Below are 21,373 nucleotides of genomic sequence, written 5' to 3'. Positions count from 1 at the left end.
CAGCCTAGGTGTGAACCGGCCTCACCCGAACGTCGCGAGCAGTCGCTGCAGCGAATCGAGGCGTGCCGCGCCGCGCTCGCCGAGACGGCCGGCATCCACGGCTTCGACGATGGCGCAGTCGGGCGCATCGGGCAGGTGCGTGCACCCGCGCGGGCACTCCTCGGCGACGGCGGCGAGATCGGTGAACGCCTTGAGGATGTTCGCGGGGTCGACGTGGCCGAGCCCGAACGAGCGCACACCCGGGGTGTCGATGACCCAGCCCTTGCCGGCGTCGCCCGCGTAGCGAAGCGACACGGTCGAACTCGACGTGTGCCGGCCCCGCCCGGTCACCTCGTTGACATGGCCCGTCGCGCGCCCGGCGCCGGGCACGAGTGCGTTCACGAGCGTCGACTTTCCGACGCCGGAGTGCCCGACGAAAACCGTCGAATGCCCGACGAGCCGGGCACCGATCTCTTCGACCGGCATCGCATCGCGTCCACTCGTGAACACCTCGAGATCGTCGACGCCCTCGAAGTGGGTCAGGAACGGCGTCGGGTCGGCCACATCGGTCTTCGTCACCACCAGCATGGGATGGATGCCGGCATCCAGCGCCGCGATGAGGTAGCGGTCCACGAGGCGCGGGCGCGGCTCCGGGTCGGCTGCCGCGACGACGACCAGCATCTGGTCGGCGTTGGCGACCACGACGCGCTCGACCTGGTCGGTGTCGTCGGCGCTGCGCCGCAGCAGCGATGTGCGCTCCTCGATGCCCACGATCCGGGCCAGGCTGCCGTCGTCGCCGCTGGTGTCGCCGACGACGCGTGCCCGGTCGCCCGTGACGATCGGCTGCTTGCGCAGTTCCCGCGCGCGGGTTGCGAGCACCTGCCGCTCGGCGGGGGTGTCTTCACCGACGAGCACGGTGTACCGGCCGCGATCGACGCCGAGGACGCGCGCGATCTCGGCGTCGTTGTGCGCCGGGCGGCGCTTGGTGCGGGGACGGTTGGCCTTCGGGTTCGGCCGGACGCGGACGTCGGCCTCGTAGTCGGGCTCGTCGTCGTCGACGTCGTCGAGCCAGCTCACGCGGGCGCGGTCCCGTCGAGCATGCGCTGCCAGAGCTCGGGGAACTGCGGCATGGTCTTCGCGGTCGTGCCGATGTCGTCGACCTCGACACCCGGAACCCGCAATCCGATGATCGCCCCCGCCGTCGCGATGCGGTGATCGTGGAAGGCGCGCCAGGTGCCGCCGTGCAGGGGAGCGGGCGTGACGCGGATGCCGTCGGGCAGTTCCTCCGCGTCTCCGCCGAGGGCGCGGAGGTTCGCGACGAGTGCCGCGATCCGATCGGTCTCGTGTCCGCGGATGTGCCCGACGCCGTGGAGCGTGGTCGGGGCATCGGCGAGCGCCGCGAGGGCGAACAGGGTCGGCGTCAGTTCGCTCGCCGCGGTGAGATCGAGGTCGACGCCCGCGATCCGGTCGCCACCGGTGACGGTGAGCACACCACCGCGACGTGAGGACCGTCCGCCGAGCACCGTGAGGATGTCGGTCAGCAGGGCGCCGGGCTGCGTCGAACTGGCAGGCCACCCGGGCACCGAGACGTGTCCACCGGTCACGAGCGCCGCTGCGAGGAACGGCGCGGCGTTGGACAGGTCGGGCTCGATCGCCGTGTCGCGGCCGCGCAAAGGACTTGCCGGAACGAGCCACTCGTTCGGCTGCGGGTGCTCGACGTGCACCCCACGCCGCGCCAGCGCCTCGATCGTCATGTCGATGTGCGGCAGGCTCGGCAGCCGTTCGCCGGTGTGGATAAGGTGCAGGCCGACATCGAAGCGGGGTGCGGCCAGGAGCAGGCCGGAGACGAACTGGCTCGACGAGCTCGCATCGATCTGCACTTCGCCGCCGCGGACGTGGCCGTGGCCGTGCACGACGAACGGCAATGCCCAGCGTCCACCGTCGTCGATGTCGACGCCGACGTCGCGCAGCGCCTTGATCATGACGCCCATCGGACGGTGCAGCGCGCTCTCGTGCGCCGTGAGGGTGACCTCGCCCGTCGCGAGCCCGGCGAGCGGCGTCACGAACCGCATGACGGTGCCGGCCTGGCCGCAGTCGATGACGGTGTCGCCGCGCAGTCGCGCCGGCGGGGTGATTCGCAGGTCGGGGCCGAACTCGCCGTCGCGGTCGACCTCGTCGATGGTCACGCCGAGCGCGCGCAGCGCATCGATCATGCGCGCGGAGTCGTCGGAATGGAGGGGGGCGTGCAAGGTGCTCGGCGCGTCGGAGAGCGCCGCGAGCACGAGCTTGCGGTTCGTGAGGGACTTCGATCCGGGAATCGTGACGACGGCCTCGACCGGTTCATCGGCGACGGGCGCGGCCCAGGCCGCTCCGGTCGTGGAGGTGTGGGAATACCCGGCGGCGCTCATCAGGTTCTACCCTACTGAACCCTGCACGCCGCCGACCCCGAGGAGACGCATGATCGCCATAGCAGACGACCTCTCGCGCGACGTCTGGGACGGCGACATAGACTGGCGGGCGATGGAAGATCAGGTCGCCGCCGCCGATCCGCGCGCACAGTTCGAAGAGCAGGCACTCCCGTTCATGGACCAGCTCTACGCCGCCGCGATGCGCATGACGCGCAACCCGGCCGATGCCGCGGACCTCGTGCAGGAGACGTTCGTCAAGGCGTTCGCGTCGTGGGCGTCGTTCACGCAGGGGACGAACCTCAAGGCGTGGCTCTACCGCATCCTGACGAACACGTACATCAACACGTATCGCAAGAAGCAGCGGGAACCGTACCAGGGCACGATCGACGAGCTGGAGGACTGGCAGCTCGGTGGTGCCGAATCGACGACCGCGACGAGCGCCCGCTCGGCGGAGGCCGAAGCGATCGACCACATGCCAGCGTCCGTCGTGAAGGACGCGCTGCAGTCGATTCCCGAGGACTTCCGGTTGGCGGTGTACCTCGCCGACGTCGAGGGCTTCGCCTACCAGGAGATCGCCGACATCATGAAGACCCCCATCGGAACGGTCATGAGCCGCCTGCACCGTGGCAGGCGGATGCTGCGAGAGCTGCTGGCCGACTACGCGAAGGAGCGCGGCATCGAAGTGCCCGCGACGAGGAGCAAGAAATGAGCGATTGCGGCTGCGACAAGGCACGCAAAGACCTCGAGGAGTACCTCCGCAACGAGGTGTGCAAGACCCAGCACTCCGACATCAAGGAGCATCTCGAGCACTGCACGGCATGCCGGGACGAGGCACTCGTCGCGACGACCCTCACGGCCGTCGTGGCCAGGGCCTGCAAGGAGACGGCGCCCGAGCAGCTGCGCGATCAAGTGCTCGCCCGGCTGCGCGCCGAGCAGGCCACACACCATTGAGTCGGATCGGGGCAATGCCGCGCAGCGGCGTTGACGCGATCGCGACTCAAGGTCGAGTGCCGCGGCGCAGCCGCGGTGTATCGAGACACTCAGCGAATCAAGACGGCGCGAACACGCGCACTGCCGTCGGTACCGGGTCGATCGTGACCGGGAGCGGTCCGAGCGGGTCGCCGTCCGCGTAGGCGGTCACACCCGACCCGCGCAGCGTGACACGGCGGGCCCGCCAGGTCGTGGCCTCGGGAACCGTCGTGTGCGTGCCGCGATACACGCGCGGCAGTAGCCGGAGCAGCCTCAGCCGGCCGGCGGGTCGGATGAGGGTGACATCGAGCAGCCCGTCGGACAGGTCGGCATCCGGACAGATCGGGATGCCGCCGCCGTAGGTCGGGCCGTTGCCGATCGCGGTGATCACGTGCGGCCCCGCGATCGTGCGGACCGACCCGTCGGGCAGTTCGAGTTCCACGTCGATCGCGTTGCCCGTGAGGCGAACGAACTCGATGAGGATGGCGATGTTGTAGCGCATGGCGCCCCGCGGGCATCGCATCGCGTTCGCGCGGTCGTTGACCTTCGCGTCGAAGCCGCTCGCGAGGACGGTGCCGTAGAGGCGCGAGGTGCCGTCGGCGCGGGTCACCCGTGCGAGGTCGATCCGGCGGGTACGGCCGGCGGCCACCGCATCCGCGGCGCTGCCCGGATCGAGTTCGTGCAGTCCGATGGCCGTCGCGAGATCGTTGCCGGTGCCCGTCGGGATGATGCCGAGGGGCACGTCGGTGCCGGCCAGCTCCTGCAGCGCGAGCCCCACCGTGCCGTCGCCCCCGGCGACGAGCAGGGCGTCGGGCCCCGCAGCGAGCGCCGCGCGCAGCAGCGAGGTGGATTCGTCGGCGCTGCCGCCCGAGATCATCGCGACGCGGATGCCGCGCTCGCGCAGCCGATCGGCGACCGCTTCGGCGACGTGGCGGTGCGCGCCGGCGCGTGCGGTCGGGTTGTTCAAGATGACGACATGCATGGTTCCTCGGGCGTTCGGGCGAGGGGGATGACGAAGGGCGGATGCCGTAGCATCCGCCCTTCGTCATCGTCAAGATCAGACGGTGAGTGCCTTCTCGAGCAGGGCCGCCTGCTCGATCGCGTGCACCTTCGGCGAACCCGTCGCCGTCGAGGCTGCGGCGGCGCGTGAGACGCGACGGATCGTGCGCCCGTGCAGGTGCTTGACGATCTCGAGTGCGATGAACGGCCAGGCGCCCTGGTTCTCGGGCTCGTCCTGCACCCAGACGAGCTGGGCGTTCGGGTAGCTGTCGATGACGGCGTTGAGCTCGTCGATCGGCGCCGGGTACAGCTGCTCGACACGCACCAGCGCGATCTCGGGGTTCGGCTTCTTGTCGAGCTCGGAGACGAGGTCCCAGTGGATCTTGCCCGAGTGGAGCAGGACGCGCTTGACGGCCGACTTGTCGATGCCGCGGGCGTCGTCGATGACCGGTTCGAAACGACCCTTCGTGAAGTCCTCGACGGGGCTCGTCGCGCCGCGAAGACGCAGCATCGCCTTCGGGGTGAACACGATGAGCGGGCGACGGGGGCGCGCGTACGCCTGACGGCGCAGCAGGTGGAAGTACGAGGCCGGCGTCGACGGACGCGCGACGGTCATGTTCTCCTGCGCGCACATCTGCAGGTAGCGCTCGATGCGAGCCGAAGAGTGGTCGGGACCCTGGCCCTCGTAACCGTGGGGGAGCAGCAGCACGACGCTCGACTGCTGGCTCCACTTCTGGTCGGCCGACGAGATGAACTCGTCGATGACCGACTGCGCGCCGTTGGCGAAGTCGCCGAACTGCGCCTCCCACAGGGTGAGCGTGTCGGGGCGCTCGACGGAGTACCCGTATTCGAACGCCATCGCCGCGTACTCGCTCAGCAGCGAGTCGTAGACGTAGAAGCGGCCCTGGTCTTCGGCGACGTTCGCCAGCGGCAGCCATTCCTGACCGTTGGCACGGTCGTGGAACACGGAATGCCGCTGCACGAACGTGCCACGGCGCGAGTCCTGGCCGGCGAGGCGGACGTTCGTGCCCTCGATCAGCAGCGAACCGAACGCGAGCAGTTCGCCGAAGCCCCAGTCGATGGCGCCGTTGCGGCTCATCTGGTGGCGCTTGTCGAGCAGCTGCTGCAGCTTCGTGTGCACCGTGAAGCCCTCGGGCTTGTTGACGAACGCGTCACCGATCCGGTGCACCGTGTCGACGGTGACCCCGGTCGTCTCGGGCTCGCCGACGGCGACGTCGACCGTGCCCGTGTCGGTGTTCACGATGCCCGACGAGCCGGTCTCGGCCGCGTGGGTCTCGGCGAACGCGATCTCGAGACGGTTCTGGAAGTCCTGCTTGGCCTTCTCGTACTCGTCCTCGGTGATGTCGCCGCGACCGACGAGCGATTCGGTGTACAGACGACGCACCGACCGCTTGGCCTCGATGAGGTTCGTCATCAGCGGCTGCGTCATCGACGGGTCGTCGCCCTCGTTGTGACCGCGGCGGCGATAGCAGACGAGGTCGATGACGACGTCGCGCTGGAACTCCTGGCGATAGCGGAAGGCCAACTCTGCAACGCGGATGACGGCTTCTGGGTCGTCGCCGTTCACGTGGAAGATGGGCGCCTGGATCGTCTTGGCGACGTCGGTGGCGTACACCGACGTGCGGGCGTCCTGCGGCAGCGTCGTGAACCCGACCTGGTTGTTGACGACGACGTGCACGGTGCCGCCCGTGCGGTAGCCGCGCAGCTGCGACATCTGCAGCGTCTCGACCACGACGCCCTGGCCCGCGAAGGCTGCGTCGCCGTGCACCAGGATCGGCAGCCACGAGAACGTTCCGAACGGCAGGCGGTCCTGCTTGGCGCGGACGATGCCCTCGAGCACACCGTCGACCGTCTCGAGGTGCGACGGGTTGGCCGCGAGGTACACGGGCAGCTCTTCACCGGCATCCGACACGAACGTGCCCTCTGTGCCGAGGTGGTACTTCACATCGCCCGAGCCGCGCTTCGAACCGATCGCGACCGATCCCTCGAACTCGCGGAAGATCTGGCTGTACGTCTTGCCGGCGATGTTGGTGAGGACGTTCAGGCGACCACGGTGCGCCATGCCGATGGCTGCGCCGTCGAGGCCCGCCCCGGCCGCACCCTGAAGAATCTCGTCGAGCAACGGGATGAGCGACTCGCCACCCTCGAGGCTGAAGCGCTTCTGGCCGACGTACTTGGTCTGCAGGAAGGTCTCGAACGCCTCGGCCTCGTTGAGCTTGCCGAGCACACGCATCTGCTCGTCGTGACCCGGCTTTTCGTACTTGACCTCGAGGTTCTGCTGGAACCACGCCCGCTGGGCGGGGTCTTGGATGTGCATGTACTCAATGCCGATCGTGCGGCAGTACGAGTCGCGCAGCACGCCGAGGATGTCGCGCAACTTCATCGTGCGCTTGCCGCCGAAGCCGCCGGTGACGAATTCGCGGTCGAGGTCCCAGAAGGTCAGGCCGTGCGACTCGATCTCGAGGTCGGCATGCGTGCGCTGCACGTACTCGAGCGGGTCGATGTCGGCCATGAGGTGGCCGCGCACACGGTAGGAGTTGATGAGCTCCTGCACGCGGGCGGCCTTGTCGATCCGCTCCGCGAGGTCGACGTTGATGTCGTTGGCCCAGTGGATCGGCGCGTACGGAATGCGCAGCGCCGCGAAGATCCCCTCGTAGAAGCCGCGCTCGCCGATGAGGAACTCTTGGACGATCTTGAGGAATTCGCCGGAACCAGCGCCCTGGATGACGCGGTGGTCGTAGGTGCTGGTGAGCGTGATCGTCTTGCCGATGCCGAGCTCGATGAGCGTCTTGGCACTCGAACCCTGGAACTCGGCCGGGTAGTCGAGAGCGCCGGCGCCGATGATGGCGCCCTGGCCCTTCATGAGGCGAGGCACCGAGTGCACGGTGCCGATCCCGCCGGGGTTGGTGAGCGAGATCGTCGTACCCGCGAAATCGGCCGCGGTGAGCTTGTTGCCGCGTGCTCGCTTGACGAGGTCTTCGTACGCGGCCAGGTACTCGTTGAACGTGAGCGACTCGGCGTGCTTGATGGACGGGACCATCAGTGCGCGGGTGCCGTCGGGCTTGGGGAGATCGATCGCGATGCCGAGGTTGATGTGGGCCGGCGCGACGACGGCGGGCTTGCCGTCCTGCTCGGTGTAGTACACGTTCTGGCTCGGGAACGCCTTGAGCGCCTGGATGAGCGCCCAGCCGATCATGTGGGTGAAGCTCACCTTGCCGCCACGCGTGCGCGACATGTGGTTGTTGATGACGATGCGGTTGTCGATCATCAGCTTCGCCGGAATCGTGCGGACGCTCGTCGCGGTGGGTACCGTGACGGACTCGTCCATGTTCGACGCGAGGGTCTTCGACATGCCGCGCAGCGGTGTGATGACGTCCTCGCCGACTTCCTTCTCCTCGACGGGAATCGCTTTGGGTGCCTGCGCCGGGATCGGCTGCGGGGCAGCGGGCTTGGCGGTCGTGCGTGCGACGGGCTGTCCGCCGGTCGCGGCGGGCTGCGACGCGGTCGCGGGGGCGGCCGGTGCGTCGGCGACAGGGTTCTTCGCGGGGGCGGGCGCTGCCGGTGCGGCGGCCTGCTCCTCCGTCGCGCCGTGCCCGGCGTGATAGGCCTCGAGGACGGGCCACCACTCCTTGTCGACTGAGTTCTTGTCCTCACGGAACTGCTCGTACAGCTCGGCCACGAGCCATTCGTTCGCCCCGAATTCGCCTTCGCTCGAAGTTCCCACGCCGGTCACCGGACTGGACACGGATTCGCCTGCTTTCATCGATGAAATTCCGTCGGTGCGGGCGATGCGAGCTCGCGTGCGCACACGTTTCTCTAGGTTATCTCAGTTCGCGGGGGTCGATGCGGCCCGCCGGCGCTCTGCTGGGCGGTGCGTGGCCGAACTTCGGCGGCGTCGGTAGCGTGGGCCCCATGCAGTTCTCGGGCGAACGACCCACGGTCGACCTCACGTATTCCGACGTGTTCCTGACGCCTCGGCGCTCGGCGGTCACGAGCAGACTCGACGTCGATCTGTCGCCCCGCGACGGGACGACGGCGACCATCCCGCTCGTGTCGTCGAACATGAACTCGGTCACCGGGCCGCGACTGGCCGCGACCCTCGCGCGCCGCGGCGGACTCGGCGTGCTGCCGCAGGACATGCCGCTGCAAGAATTGGATGCCGCGATCCGCTGGGTCAAAGACCAGCCGGTGCCGTGGGACACCCCGCTCGTGCTGCCGCCGGACACGACCGTCGCCGACGCCGCGCAGCTGCTCCCCGCCACCGACGGGCACGGGATCGTGGTCGCGGCACACGAGTCGCCGCACGTCGACGACATCCTCGGCATCGTGCCCGCCAGCAGGCTCGGCACGGCTCTGCCCGACGCGAGACTCGGCGACCTCGCCCGAGGCCGCGCCGCATCCATCGACGCCGACGACGTCGCCGATGCCCGTCAGGCCTTCGACCTGTTGGTCGCTGCCGAGGCCGAAACCGTGTGCGTGCTGCACCACGGGTACCTCGTCGGCACGTTGTCGCAGCGGTCGGCGCTGCGCTCCACCCTCTACCGGCCGGCGGTGGACGCCGACGGCCGACTCATCGTCGCCGCCGCGATCGGCATCAACGGCGACGTCGCGGCGAAGGCCCGCGCGCTCGCCGCGGCCGGCGTCGATGTGCTCGTCGTCGACACGGCTCACGGCCACCAGGAGGGCATGCTCGATGCGCTGCGTGCGGTCGCCGAACTCGGGCTCCACGTGCCGATCGCGGCAGGCAACATCGTGACGGCCGACGGCGTCCACGACCTTGTCGACGCCGGCGCCAACATCCTCAAGGTCGGCGTCGGGCCGGGTGCGATGTGCACGACCCGCATGATGACCGCAGTCGGGCGGCCCCAGTTCTCAGCGGTGCTTGAGACGGCGCAGGCCGCCGCCGAGCACGGTGCGCACGTCTGGGCCGACGGCGGCGTGCGCTACCCCCGCGACGTCGCACTGGCGCTCGCGGCGGGGGCGGCGTCGGTCATGATCGGCTCGTGGTTCGCCGGAACGATCGAGGCACCGGGCAGGCTGCAGGTCGATGCGGCCGGCCGGGTCTACAAGGAGTCGTGGGGCATGGCATCCACCAAGGCTGTGCAGGGGCGCTTCGGTCGCCTCGACGCCTACGAGCGTGCCCGCAAGGAGCTGTTCGCCGAGGGGATCTCGTCGTCGAAGATCTACCTCGATCCGCTGCGGCCTTCCGTCGAGGACCTGCTCGACATGATCACCTCGGGTGTGCGCTCTTCGTTCACGTACGCCGGAGCGGCGACGGTGCCCGAGTTCCACATCCGTGCCCTGGTCGGGCTGCAGTCGGCCGCCGGCTACGAAGAGGGCAAGGCGCTCCCCGTCAGCTGGTAGGCCACTCGCTGCGCAAGATGCCCATGACCACCGAGTCGTAGCGTTCGCCCCGCACGACGCGCGCGTCGCGGAAGCGCGCCTCTTCGCGGAAGCCGAGGCGTCTGCCGACGGCGAGCATGCGCTCGTTGCCCGACCAGGTCGAATAGTCGAGCCGCACGACGTCTGTCGCCCTGAACAGGTAGTCGGTCCAGAGGGCGAGCGCGGCCGTGCCGACGCCGCGACCGCGCTGCTGCGGGTCGTAGACCGTGATGCCCATGCGCCGCCAATCCGAGACCTCAGACTCCCAGTGCCACGACACGGTGCCGAGCATCACGTCGGGCTCAGCGATCGTCGCGATGACGGCGCGCTCCAGCGGCGCACGTGACGCGTATGACCCGTCGGCGAGCGATGTCGCGAGCCGATCGCACACGCCGTCGACCTCGGTGGCGGAGAGCTTCGGAAAGTACGGCCCGTCCCAGCGGTGCCAGTCCTGATCGGGCTGCAGCCACTGCCGGTACTGGTCGAGGTCGCCGGGCCCGAACGGGCGGATGCCGAAGGTATCGTCACGGCCGATCCAATGCATGGGATCGATCCTCGCATCCGAGCGTTCTCATGGCGTCAGTACCGTAAACTCGTCGCATCATGGACGACCCTCCTAGTTGTAGACGCTCGCCCCACCGACCCTTCTTCGCCCTGAGCGGGGGTGACGCGTGATGGATTACGTCATGTTGGGCGTGGGGCTGCTTCTGACAGTCGGCACCGGGCTGTTCGTGGCGAGCGAATTCGCGCTCGTCAACCTCGACAGGGCCGACCTCGAGGCCAGGCAGGCCGCCGGCGAAAGCCGACTCTCGCTGACGATCGCGGCACTGAAGATCACCTCGACCCACCTCTCCAGTGCGCAACTGGGCATCACACTCACGACGCTGCTCACCGGTTACACGATGGAACCGGCGCTCTCGAATCTGCTCGCGCCGATCTTCAGTGCGTGGGGTGTTCCGGAGTCCGCATCGCGCGCGGTCTCCACGGTGATCGCGATGTCGGTCGCCACCGTCTTCTCGATGATCATCGGCGAACTCGTGCCGAAGAACTTCGCGCTCGCCGTCCCACGGCAGACCGCCAAGCTCGTCATGCCGTTCCAGGTCGTGTTCACGACCGTCTTCAAGTGGGCCATCGCGGCGCTCAACGGCAGTGCCAACGCGGTGCTGCGTGGGATGGGCATCGAGCCCAAGGAAGAGCTGTCGGGTGCGCGCACCGCCGAAGAGCTTTCGAGCCTCGTGCGCCGGTCGGCGAGTGCGGGCGTGCTCGAAGAGGACACCGCCTCCCTGCTGGACCGCACGCTCACCTTCGCGCGTCTCACGACCGCCGATGTCATGACCCCGCGCCCCAGCGTGCACGCCGTACACGTCGCCGACAGCGTCGAAGAGGTCGTGCAGTTGGCACGCCGCACCGGTCACAGCCGTTTTCCGGTCTACGACGACTCGATGGATGACATCACCGGCATCGTGCACCTCAAGCAGGCCGTCAGCGTGCCTCGCGATCGCCGCCGCGACGTGCCGGCGGCCGCGATCGCCGAGGAGCCTCTGCGGGTGCCCGAAGCGGTGCACCTGGATGCGGTGATGTCCGAGTTGCGCAGCCGTGGCTACCAGATGGCCATCGTCGTCGATGAATACGGAGGGACGGCCGGCGTCGTCACCCTCGAAGACCTCGTCGAAGAGATCGTGGGCGAAGTGCTCGATGAGCACGACCGCAACCTCGCCGGTGTCGTGCGTGCCGCGGGCGCCGTCATCTTCCCCGGCGACCTGCGACCCGACGAAGTGCTCGACCGCACCGGCATCCGCGTACCCGAAGGCGACGTCTACGACACGGTCGGCGGTTTCATGATGTCGTCGCTGGAGCGCATTCCGCTCGTCGGCGACGTCGTCGAGCTCGAAGACGGCACCCTGTCGGTGCAGCGCATGGACGGTCGTCGCATCGACCGTGTGAAGTTCGTGGCGCACCCCGTGCCCGAAGGAGCCTCGATCGAAGGAGGTGAGCGTCGATGAGTGATTGGGCAGGCCTGGCATGGCTGGTCGTGCTGCTCGTGGCGAACGCGTTCTTCGTCGGCGCCGAGTTCGCCGTCATCTCTGCGCGCCGATCGCAGATCGAGCCCCTCGCCGAGAAGGGATCCCGCGCAGCGAAGACCGCGCTGTACGCGATGGAGCACGCGACCCTCATGCTGGCGACGAGCCAGTTGGGCATCACGATCTGTTCGCTGCTGATCCTGAACGTGTCGGAGCCGGCGATCCACCACCTGCTCGTCTACCCGTTGGGGCTGACGGGCTGGGGCGAGGCCATCATCGACACCGTCGCGTTCGTCATCGCGCTGCTGCTGGTGTCGTACCTGCACGTCGTGTTCGGCGAGATGGTGCCGAAGAACCTCGCGTTCTCGGTTCCCGACCGCGCGGTGCTGCTGCTGGCGACCCCGCTGGTGTGGGTGTCGAAGCTGTTCTACCCGGTGATCGTCGCGCTCAACTGGATCGCGAACCACATCGTACGACTGTTCAAGGTCGAGCCGAAGGACGAGGCCGCGTCGACCTTCACGCTCGACGAGGTCGCCACGATCGTCAACCAGTCGCGCATCGAGGGTGTGCTCGACGATGCGTCGGGCGCGGTCGCCGCGGCGGTCGAATTCACCGACAAGAAGGCGCGTGATGTCGCTGTGCCACTGTCGTCGCTCGTGACGCTCCCCGAGGGGGCGACTCCGGCCGACGTCGAGCGCGCCGTGGCCAAGCACGGTTTCTCGCGGTACGTCATCATCGACGCCGAGGGGGCGCCGCTGGGCTACGTGCACCTGAAGGACGTGCTGCGTGAGACCGAGGGTGAGGATGCCGCGCGCGCGTTCGAGCCGATCAAGCCCAAGCGCATCCACCACATGGTGCCGGTCGCCGAGACGACCGACCTCGAGGACGCCCTCGCGCTCATGCGCCGATCGAGCCGCCACCTCGCGCAGGTGCGCGATGCGCGCGGCGAGATCACCGCGGTGCTGTTCCTGGAGGACATCATCGAGGAGCTCGTGGGTGAGGTGCAGGACGCGACGCGTCGCGGCTACTGACCCTCCGCATCTCCGCATGTAGACGCGAACTCCGCAGCATCCATCCCGGATGCTGCGGAGTTCGTCGCAGACTGCGGAGTTCGCGCGCGGGTGCTATGCCCGCCGCCGCGCTCGCACGTACTGGGCCGGCCAGATCTCGGCATCCTCACCGAGTTCGCCGGCGGCGCGGAGCCCGAAGTGGGGGTCGCGCAGCCATTCGCGCCCGGCCAGCACGATGTCGGCGTCGCCCGCCTCGAGCACCTGCTCGGCCTGCGGGCCGCTCGTGATCTCGCCGACTGCGCTGACGAGCGCGCCGGTGCCACGGCGAACGGCGGCGGCGAGGGCGACCTGGTAGCCGGGGCCCGTCGTGATCCGGGCTTCGGCGACGAGTCCGCCGCTGGAGATGTCGAACGCGGCCACACCGCGCTCGACGAGCCAGCGGGCAACCTGCACGGTCTGTTCGACATCCCAGCCGCCATCGACCCAGTCGGTCGCGGAGAGGCGCACGAGCACGGGGGTGTCGCCGACGGCGTCGCGCACGGCATCCACGACCCGCAGCAGCAGGCGCGCGCGGTTCTCGAGGGAGCCGCCGTACGCATCGGTGCGCTGATTGGACAGGGGAGAGAGGAACTGGTGCAGCAGATACCCGTGCGCGGCGTGCACCTCGAGCATGCGGAATCCGGCCGCCACGGCGCGCACGGCAGCCGCGGCGAAGGCGGATACGACCGCGTCGATGCCGTCGAGATCGAGGGCCTCCGGGGTGTCGTACCCGGTGAAGGCCACCGCTGAGGGCGCGACGGTCGTCCAGCCGCCCTGATCAGCGGGAACCGATCCGCTCTCGGGTGCGAACGGCGCCCACGTCGACGCCTTGCGGCCGGCGTGTGCGAGCTGCACCGCAGGGACGGCCCCGCGTGCCTCGATCGCGGCGGTGATCGGCGCCCATGCGTCGCGCTGTTCGTCGTTCCACAGCCCTGTGTCATCGGGTGAGATGCGTCCCTCGGGAACCACGGCGGTGGCCTCGGCGATGACGACGCCGGCGCCGCCTGACGCGAATTGCGCGAGGTGCACGTGGTGCCAGTCGTTGGGCACCCCGTCGGCTGCCGAGTACTGGCACATGGGCGCGACCCACAGCCGGTTGCGCACCGTCACACCGTGCACGTCGATCGGGGTGAACAGCAGGCTCATGGTCTCTCCAGCGGTCAGGGCGCGCGGCCGAGGTAGGGTGACGCCATGATGGGCGCGTGGACGGCGGACGACACTGCGGGCGTCCTGTCTGAGCCAACCGGCTCCGACGACAAGTATTCCCGTGGCGTTCTGGGGGTGCGAACCGGATCGGACCGGTACCCGGGCGCAGCGGTGCTCGGCGTCGAGGCGGCGTGGCGCACCGGCGTCGGCATGGTGCGCTACCTCGGGCCCCGTCGCGCCGCCGACCTCGTGCTGCACCGCCGCCCCGAGACCGTGTGTGCGGACGGTCGGGTGCAGGCGTGGCTGATCGGGTCGGGCACGGATGCCGCGGCCCGCACATCGGACGAGACCGCGGCGCTGCGGGAGATCTTGCGGGGCGATGTGCCGGTGGTGGTCGACGCGGGCGCCCTCGACCTCGTGGGAGACACGTCGGCGCCCGTCATCGTCACGCCGCACGACCGTGAGCACGACCGTCTGCGCGACGTGTTCGGGCTGGCATCCGTCGACGGTGATCGGGTGGATGCCGCGGTCGAGACCGCTCGGGTCGCCGGTGTCGTCGTGCTGCTCAAGGGGGCGATGACCGTCGTCGCCGACCCGCACGGGGCGGTGCACCGCATCGACGTCGAGACACATCGGCTCGCGACGGCCGGCTCGGGCGACGTGCTCGCCGGTGTCGTGGGCGCCCTCGCCGCCGCGGTGTCGACCGGCACGCCGCTCGCGCCGGTGGCGGCCTCGGGGGCGTGGCTGCACTCGCGTGCCGCCCTGCTGGCGGTGCGCGCGAACGGGGGCGGCCCGGTCACGGCGCTCGACGTCGCAGCGTCGCTGCCCGCGGCGATCGGGGCGGTTGCGGACTGAGTGCCCGTTTCGTCTCGGTCGCGATTCTCCCTCGCTCAACGACCGGGAACCAAGCCGCACAGGGGCCCTGCCTAGGATGAGAGGCGTGTCGAGACGGGGTGTGCTCTGGGTGGCTTTCGCCGTCGTGCACCTTGGCGTCGCGTGGCTCGGGTTCGTCATGCCGAACGAGCCGATGGGGGACGTGTACCGGGTCTACGAACCCTGGTCGGCCGACGCGCTCGCCGGCCGCACGATCGTCGGCATCGACAGCGGGTGGGTGTATCCGCAGCTCGCACTCGTGCCGATGGTGCTCGCTCATGCGTTCGGCGTGGTCGGGGTCGGCTACACGGTGGGGTGGGCGATGCTGGTGACCGCGGTCGACGCGGTCGCGTTCGCGATGCTCATCGGGCGGGCCCGATCGACCGGACGTTCGGTCGCAGGCTGGTTCTGGTTGACATCGATCGCGCTGCTCGGGCCGGTGGGGTTGTACCGGCTCGACGCGCTCACCGTGGCGCTCGGGATCATCGGCTGTCTGTGGCTGGTGGCCAGGCCGTGGGCGGCCGCAATGATCCTCGCCGCAGCCACGTGGATCAAGGTGTGGCCGGCCGCGCTGCTCGCCGCCGCCGTCGTCGCTGTGCGGCGTCGCGGCGCGGTCATCGGCGGCGCCGCCGTCGTGAGCGCACTGATCCTCATCGCCGTCGTCGTCGCGGGTGGTGCCGGTCACGCGTTCGGGTTCATCACCGACCAGACCACACGCGGGTTGCAGGTCGAAGCGCCCGTGAGCACGCCGTACCTGTGGGGGGCGCTCCTGGGCGTCGAAGGGTTCTGGGTGTACTACTCGACGGACCTGCTGACCTTCCAGGTGACGGGCACGTCCATCGACCCGGTGATCGACGCGATGACGCCGCTGTTGATCGCGGTGATCGCGGCCACCGCACTGCTCGGCGCCCTCCAAATGTGGCGCGGCGCCGCGTTCGTCGAGATGTTCCCCGCGCTGTCGCTGGCGCTGGTGACCGGATTCATCGTGTTCAACAAGGTCGGCTCGCCCCAGTACCTGTGCTGGATCGTGCCGCCGCTGGTCATCGGACTCGTGTTGCGCCGCGAACGGTGGTGGGCGCCGGCTGCGCTCGGTCTCGTGCTGGCCGGGCTCACCCAACTCGTCTATCCGATCCTGTACGGCGGAGTGATCGTGCCGGACGCGCTCGCCGTCTCGGTGCTGTCGGTGCGCAATGCGCTGCTGGTCGTGCTGTTCGTGTGGATGGCGGTGCGCATCGTCCGACTTCCTGTGCGCGATCGGCGCCCCGTCTCCGCTCCCGTCTGACCGATCGAAAGGAATCGCAGTGCTCATCGCCTTCTCCGTCGCCCCCAGCGGCACCGGCCGGGCCGACGGCTCGGTGCACGACGCCGTCGCCGAAGCCGTCAAGGTCGTCCGCGCCTCCGGCCTGCCGCACCGCACGACCAGCATGTTCACCGAACTCGAGGGGGAGTGGGACGAAGTGATGGCCGTCGTCAAGCAGGCCACCGACGCCGTCGAGCCGTTCGGCTCGCGGGTCTCGCTCGTGCTGAAAGCCGACATCCGCCCGGGGTACACCGGCGAACTCGACGCGAAGATCGATCGGCTCGAAGCTGCGATCGACGACGCCGAGGACTGATCGACCCCTCCCGCATCCCTATCGGACGAGGGAGCGGAGCCTGCGCACGGCGACCGAGATCGGCGCGAGCCCCGCCTCGGCGGGGGCATCGATCGCGCCCAGCGCCTCCTCGAGCGCGCGGGCGCCGGCGGCGCCGCCCTGGTCCAGCCACGTGGCGACCCGGACTGCCGGGTCGCCGGGGTCGGTGTGCTCGACCACCGACGTGGTCAGTGCGATCATCAGCGCGTAGATGTCGTCGCGCATCGCGGCGCGCGCCATCGCTCCCCAGCGTTCGTCCTGCGGCAGCCCGCTCACCCGCGAGAGCAGGTCGTCGAAGCCGACGCGTGCCGAGAGTTCGAAGTACACCTCGGCGAGCCCGTCGAGGTTCCACTCTCGGAGCCGGGCCTGCTCCACGATGTCGAGCAGGGCGTACGAGGCCAGCATCCCGGCGCCGCGGCGCGCGAGCGGGGCCGGGACCCCGGCATCTTCCCAGCGCTGCACCTGTTCGTCGAACCGCGCGAGTTCGTCGCCGCGCAGCAGATCCCGCAGGCGGGCCGAAAGGTTCGCAACCGGGCCGGTGAAGGCCTCGACGTCGGCGCCGATGTCGACGCCGTCGGGTCGGTGCTGGGCGAACCAGCGCGTGGCGCGGTCGAGCAGGCGCCGGAAGCCCAGGTACAGCTCGGTCTGCACGAGGGAGGGGATGTGGTTGTCGGTGGCCTCGACCGCCGCGACGAAACCGCCGAGGTCGAACACCTCGCGCACCACGACGTACGCGCGGGCGATCTGCTCCACCGGCGCGCCGGTCTCGTCCTCGGCCCGGTAGGCGAACGTGACGCCACCGCGGTTGACCATCGAGTTGACCACGGAGTTCACGATGATCTCGACCCGCAGCGGGTGCCCGGCGAGGTCGTCGGCGTACTGGTCTCGGATCGGTCCGGGAAAGTACTCGGCGAGCGCGCGGCTGAGCCACGGGTCGTCGGCGAGAGCGGATGCCGCCAGATCGGCCTTCAGCGCCAGCTTGGCGTAGGCGAGCAGCACCGCGAACTCAGGTCGGGTGAGGCCCCGATGCTCGTCGATGCGTTCCTGCACCTCGGCCGAGCCCGGCAGGAACTCCAGATCGCGGTCGAGTTCGTCCCGGTCCTCGAGCCACTGCATGAGCCGATCGTGCGAGGGCAGCATCTCGGCGGCGTTGGCGCGCGAGTTGCCGAGCAGCACGTTCTGCTCGTAGTTGTCGCGCAGCACCTGCGCGGCGACCTCGTCGGTCATCGATCGCAGCAGTGCATCGCGTGCGGGGCGGTCGAGCCGCCCGTCGCGCTCGAGCGCACCGAGCAGGATCTTGATGTTGACCTCACGGTCCGAGGTGCCGACGCCCGCGGAGTTGTCGATCGCGTCGGTGTTGATGCTCACGCCGGACAGGGCTGCTTCGATGCGCCCGCGCTGGCTCACACCGAGATTGCCGCCCTCGCCGACCACCCGCACACGCAGCTCGTCGCCGTCGACGCGGATGGCGTCGTTGCCGCGGTCGCCGATCTCGGCGTGCGTCTCGTCGCTCGCCTTCACGTACGTGCCGATCCCGCCGTTCCACAGCAGGTCGACGGGCGCCAGCAGCACGGCGCGCTTGAGCTCGGCCGGGGTGAGCGTGCGGACCCCGGCATCCAATCCGAGCGCTGTCGCCATCTCGGCGCTGATCGGAATCGACTTCGCACTCAGCGGGAAGATCCCGCCGCCTGCCGAGATCAAGGAACGGTCGTAGTCGTCCCACGACGAGCCGGGCAGGTCGAACAGGCGCCGGCGCTCGGCGAACGAGGCCGTGGCATCCGGGTCGGGGTCGACGAACACATGCCGGTGGTCGAATGCGGCGACGAGGTGGATGTGCTCCGACAGCAGCATGCCGTTGCCGAACACATCGCCCGACATGTCGCCGATGCCGACCACCGTGAAGTCGTCTGCCTGCGTGTCATGGCCCAGTTCGCGGAAGTGGCGTTTGATCGACTCCCACGCGCCGCGCGCCGTGATGCCCATGCCCTTGTGGTCGTAACCGGCCGACCCGCCCGACGCGAACGCGTCGCCGAGCCAGAACCCGGCGGCCTCCGAGATGCCGTTGGAGATGTCGGAGAACGACGCGGTGCCCTTGTCTGCGGCCACCACCAGGTACGAATCGTCGTCGTCGCGACGCACGACGCGCTCCGGCGCGGTGATCTCGGTGCCGTCGCGGTTGTCGGTGACGTCCAGCAGTGCGCGGATGAAGGTGCGGTAGGCGGCCTTTCCCGCCTCCAGCCACGCCGCGCGGTCGGTGGCGGGCGGGAGCCGCTTGGCGAAGAACCCGCCTTTCGAGCCGGTGGGGACGATGACGGCGTTCTTGACCATCTGCGCTTTCACGAGCCCCAGCACCTCGGTGCGGAAGTCCTCGCGCCGATCGCTCCAGCGCAACCCACCGCGGGCGACCTTGCCGAACCGCAGGTGTGTGCCCTCGACCTCGGGGGAGTACACCCAGATCTCGGCCATCGGATGCGGTTTGGGCAGGTCGGGCACGCGCTTGCAGTCGATCTTCATCGCCACCCACGGCTTCGGGGCGCCGTCTGCGGTGACCTGGTAGAAGTTCGTGCGCCAGGTCGCGTCGATCACGCCGATGATCCGCCGCAGGATGCGGTCGTGGTCCAGGCTCGACACCGCGTCGAGTGCGTCGAGCAGCGCGGCGCCCAACTCCTCGGCCTGTGCCTCGCGGTCACCGGGCAGGTCGGGATCGAAATGCACCTCGAACAGGCGCACCAGGTCGGCGGCGATCGCCGGGTTGCCGATGAGTGCCTGCTCGATATATTCGACCGAGAACGCCGACCCGATCTGCCGCAGATACATCGTGATCGCGCGGAGCACGACGATGCGGCGCCAGTCGAGCCGGCCCAGCAGCACCAGTGCGCCCAGCCGGTCGCTCTCGGCGGCGCCGGTCCACGCCGCGCCGAACGCATCCTCGAACGCGGCGCCCCAGGCAGGGTCGGCCCAGCGGGTCGTCTCGCTGCACGTCAATCCGAAGTCGGACAGGTGCCGGGTGCTGCCGTCGGGGAGAGTGAGCGTGTTCGGGCGCTCGTAGACGACGTCGACCCCCAGATCGGTCAGGATCGGCAGCACCTGTGTGAGCGGATACTGCTCAGAGGTGGCGATCGTGAGCACGCGCAGTTGCGGGTTGCGCTTCTCGGGTTCGTAGAGGCGGACCGCGAACGCCTCACCGCCGTCGAGGCGGTCCAGCAGTGACAGGTCGCCGAGCGCTTCGTGCGGTTCGACGAACTCCTTGTAGGACTCGGGAAAGGCGGCGCCGTAGCGACTGAGCAGGCTGGCCGCGGCATCCTCATCGTGACGGTGGTGCACCTCATCGACGAACGCCTGATCCCAGCTGCGGATGGCGGCATCGACCTGCGGTTGGAGGGTCGCCTCGTCGACATCGGGGATCGAGACGCCGCGCGGCATCCGCAGGACGAAGTGCAGCTGCGCCAGCGGAGCGTCGCCGACGCGAGTGGCGTGGTCGACGTGCTCGGCCCCGAACACGTCTCGCAGCAGCGCCTCCAGGCGCAGGCGCACCGTCGTGTTGTAGCGGTCACGGGGCAGGAACAGGAGCGCCGAGACGAACCTGCCGAACTCGTCTTTGCGCAGGAAGACGCGCGCCCGACGCCGCTCGTGCAGACGGGTCGTCTCGGTGGCGACGGCGAGCAGGTGTTCGGGCGAGTCCTGGAACAGCTCGTCGCGCGGGTACTGTTCGAGCACCTGCAGCAGGTCTTTGCCGGAGTGCGAATCCGGCGCGTGGCCCGAAGCCTGCAGCACCGCACGCACCTTGGCGCCGACGATCGGCAGCGTCAGCACCGACGCCGCATAGGCGACTGAGGTGAACATGCCGAGGAATCGCCGTTCGCCGGTCACCCGGCCCTCGCCGTCGAAGGTGCGGATGCCGATGTAGTCCAGGTACACGTCGCGGTGCACGGTCGCACGCGAGTTCGCCTTCGTGATCGTCAGGAGCCGGGGCTCGCGCGCGGTGCGTTGCGCTTCGGGGCGCAGGCGGGCCACGTCGGCGGTCGGCTTGCGCAAGATGCCGAGGCCGGAATGCGCGACCGGACGCAGTGCGTCTTCGCCGTCCACTTCGACGAGGAGCTGTTCGCGGTACCCCAGGAACGTGAAGTTGTCCTCTGCCAGCCAGTCGAGGAACTCGGCGGTCCGCGCCACTTCCGCCGGATCGGCGGTCGTCGGGGGCGCGGCGCGCAGGTCGGCGACGATGTCGAGGCACGCCCGTCGTATCGCCGGCCAGTCGGCGACGGCGGCGTGCACATCGGCGAGCACGGCACGCAACCGCGCTTCGAGCTCGGCTCGCCCCTCTTCGGTCGGCACGCGGTCGACCTCGAGGTGGATCCATGATTCGCGGTCGCCTCCCGGCGCGTCGAGTTCGAGCACTTCACCATCGTCATCGCGACGCACCGCGATCACGGGGTGCAGCAGCAGATGGACGGTCAGTCCGAGCCGGGCGACGGCGGCCGTGACGGAGTCGACGAGGAACGGCGAGTCGTCGGTGGCGATGTCGACGATGGTTCTGCGGGAGGCCCAGCCGTCCTCGCGCAGGGTCGGCGTGAACACCGAGACGAGGGTCTCGCCGGGTGCGCGGCGAGCGGCGAGCGCGCTGAGCGACGAGGCCGCGCCGACCACATCGCGGGGTTCGCGCTCGGCAAGGTCGTCGGCGTCGAGGTGCTCGAGCAGACGTTGGATGCCGGGGCGCAGTTCGGGTTCGACCCCGTCGACGATCGTGCGGAGGGATGCGAACGCATCATCGTCAGTCATGAACGTCATCGTCCTTGCCTCGCCGGTGACGCCGGCGCAAGGCGTCGAACCCAGCCTAGCGATCCGAGGTCGCGGCGTCGCGGGCTCGAATCGATTCGACACCGCTCTGGCGAATCGAT

15 protein-coding genes are annotated in these 21,373 nt (G+C 69.4%); 8 read left to right on the top strand and 7 right to left on the bottom strand.

The genetic code is table 11. The features are described 5' to 3' along the window. Nucleotides 1-21 precede the first annotated feature (21 nt). Nucleotides 22-1,056 (bottom strand): ribosome small subunit-dependent GTPase A, encoded by a 1,035-nt coding sequence (gene rsgA, locus AC3ENX_RS13675; RefSeq protein WP_434812355.1) that lies wholly within the window; start codon nt 1,054-1,056, stop codon nt 22-24. Then, nucleotides 1,053-2,387: a 3-phosphoshikimate 1-carboxyvinyltransferase gene (gene aroA / locus AC3ENX_RS13670; RefSeq protein WP_434812354.1), complete on the bottom strand. Its 1,335-nt coding sequence runs from the start codon at nt 2,385-2,387 to the stop codon at nt 1,053-1,055. Before aroA ends, rsgA begins: the two co-directional genes overlap by 4 nt. Before the next feature lie 112 nt (nt 2,388-2,499). Here aroA and AC3ENX_RS13665 point away from each other — a divergent pair, with 112 nt between their 5' ends. Together AC3ENX_RS13665 and AC3ENX_RS13660 are read left to right on the top strand one after the other, a co-directional pair. Next, nucleotides 2,500-3,096, top strand: a complete 597-nt coding sequence (locus tag AC3ENX_RS13665; protein WP_434812366.1) for a sigma-70 family RNA polymerase sigma factor — start codon at nt 2,500-2,502, stop codon at nt 3,094-3,096. Then, nucleotides 3,093-3,338: a zf-HC2 domain-containing protein gene (locus AC3ENX_RS13660; protein ID WP_434812353.1), complete on the top strand. Its 246-nt coding sequence runs from the start codon at nt 3,093-3,095 to the stop codon at nt 3,336-3,338. Before AC3ENX_RS13665 ends, AC3ENX_RS13660 begins: the two co-directional genes overlap by 4 nt. Before the next feature lie 97 nt (nt 3,339-3,435). Here the strand turns inward: AC3ENX_RS13660 and AC3ENX_RS13655 are convergent, their stop codons facing one another. Both AC3ENX_RS13655 and AC3ENX_RS13650 read right to left on the bottom strand, forming a co-directional pair. After that, entirely contained in the window at nt 3,436-4,338 is a 903-nt protein-coding gene (locus tag AC3ENX_RS13655; protein ID WP_434812352.1) for a diacylglycerol kinase, read from the bottom strand. A 75-nt stretch (nt 4,339-4,413) separates the two neighbouring features. Then, nucleotides 4,414-8,121 carry a multifunctional oxoglutarate decarboxylase/oxoglutarate dehydrogenase thiamine pyrophosphate-binding subunit/dihydrolipoyllysine-residue succinyltransferase subunit gene (locus AC3ENX_RS13650; protein WP_434812351.1) on the bottom strand — a complete coding sequence of 1,236 codons (3,708 nt, stop codon included), beginning with the start codon at nt 8,119-8,121 and terminating at the stop codon, nt 4,414-4,416. 167 nt (nt 8,122-8,288) lie between these two features. On the opposite strand from AC3ENX_RS13650, the gene guaB1 reads away from it, so the two are divergent. Next, nucleotides 8,289-9,740 (top strand): GMP reductase, encoded by a 1,452-nt coding sequence (gene guaB1 / locus AC3ENX_RS13645; protein WP_434812350.1) that lies wholly within the window; start codon nt 8,289-8,291, stop codon nt 9,738-9,740. Here guaB1 and AC3ENX_RS13640 read toward each other — a convergent pair. Next, nucleotides 9,730-10,302 carry a GNAT family N-acetyltransferase gene (locus tag AC3ENX_RS13640; RefSeq protein WP_434812349.1) on the bottom strand — a complete coding sequence of 191 codons (573 nt, stop codon included), beginning with the start codon at nt 10,300-10,302 and terminating at the stop codon, nt 9,730-9,732. The two genes, guaB1 and AC3ENX_RS13640, sit on opposite strands and share 11 nt — an antisense overlap. Before the next feature lie 130 nt (nt 10,303-10,432). On the opposite strand from AC3ENX_RS13640, the gene AC3ENX_RS13635 reads away from it, so the two are divergent. After that, entirely contained in the window at nt 10,433-11,761 is a 1,329-nt protein-coding gene (locus AC3ENX_RS13635) for a hemolysin family protein (RefSeq protein WP_434812348.1), read from the top strand. After that, nucleotides 11,758-12,810: a hemolysin family protein gene (locus tag AC3ENX_RS13630; RefSeq protein WP_434812347.1), complete on the top strand. Its 1,053-nt coding sequence runs from the start codon at nt 11,758-11,760 to the stop codon at nt 12,808-12,810. Before AC3ENX_RS13635 ends, AC3ENX_RS13630 begins: the two co-directional genes overlap by 4 nt. 93 nt (nt 12,811-12,903) lie before the next feature. Here AC3ENX_RS13630 and AC3ENX_RS13625 read toward each other — a convergent pair whose 3' ends face one another. Beyond that, nucleotides 12,904-13,974, bottom strand: a complete 1,071-nt coding sequence (locus AC3ENX_RS13625) for an NADH:flavin oxidoreductase/NADH oxidase (RefSeq protein ID WP_434812346.1) — start codon at nt 13,972-13,974, stop codon at nt 12,904-12,906. Nucleotides 13,975-14,019: 45 nt separating this feature from the next. On the opposite strand from AC3ENX_RS13625, the gene AC3ENX_RS13620 reads away from it, so the two are divergent. The 3 genes from AC3ENX_RS13620 (at nt 14,020) to AC3ENX_RS13610 (ending at nt 16,460) form a co-directional block, all read left to right on the top strand. Continuing rightward, nucleotides 14,020-14,829, top strand: a complete 810-nt coding sequence (locus AC3ENX_RS13620; protein WP_434812345.1) for an ADP-dependent NAD(P)H-hydrate dehydratase — start codon at nt 14,020-14,022, stop codon at nt 14,827-14,829. Nucleotides 14,830-14,914: 85 nt separating this feature from the next. Further along, nucleotides 14,915-16,129 carry a hypothetical protein gene (locus tag AC3ENX_RS13615; RefSeq protein ID WP_434812344.1) on the top strand — a complete coding sequence of 405 codons (1,215 nt, stop codon included), beginning with the start codon at nt 14,915-14,917 and terminating at the stop codon, nt 16,127-16,129. Nucleotides 16,130-16,148: 19 nt separating this feature from the next. Next, entirely contained in the window at nt 16,149-16,460 is a 312-nt protein-coding gene (locus tag AC3ENX_RS13610) for a thiamine-binding protein (RefSeq protein WP_434812343.1), read from the top strand. An 18-nt stretch (nt 16,461-16,478) separates the two neighbouring features. Here the strand turns inward: AC3ENX_RS13610 and AC3ENX_RS13605 are convergent, their stop codons facing one another. Further along, entirely contained in the window at nt 16,479-21,254 is a 4,776-nt protein-coding gene (locus AC3ENX_RS13605) for an NAD-glutamate dehydrogenase (protein WP_434812342.1), read from the bottom strand. Nucleotides 21,255-21,373: the final 119 nt, after the last annotated feature.

It is taken from the genome of Microbacterium sp. bgisy189, from assembly GCF_057707225.1.
This window is presented reverse-complemented; position numbering and strand designations above follow the sequence as displayed.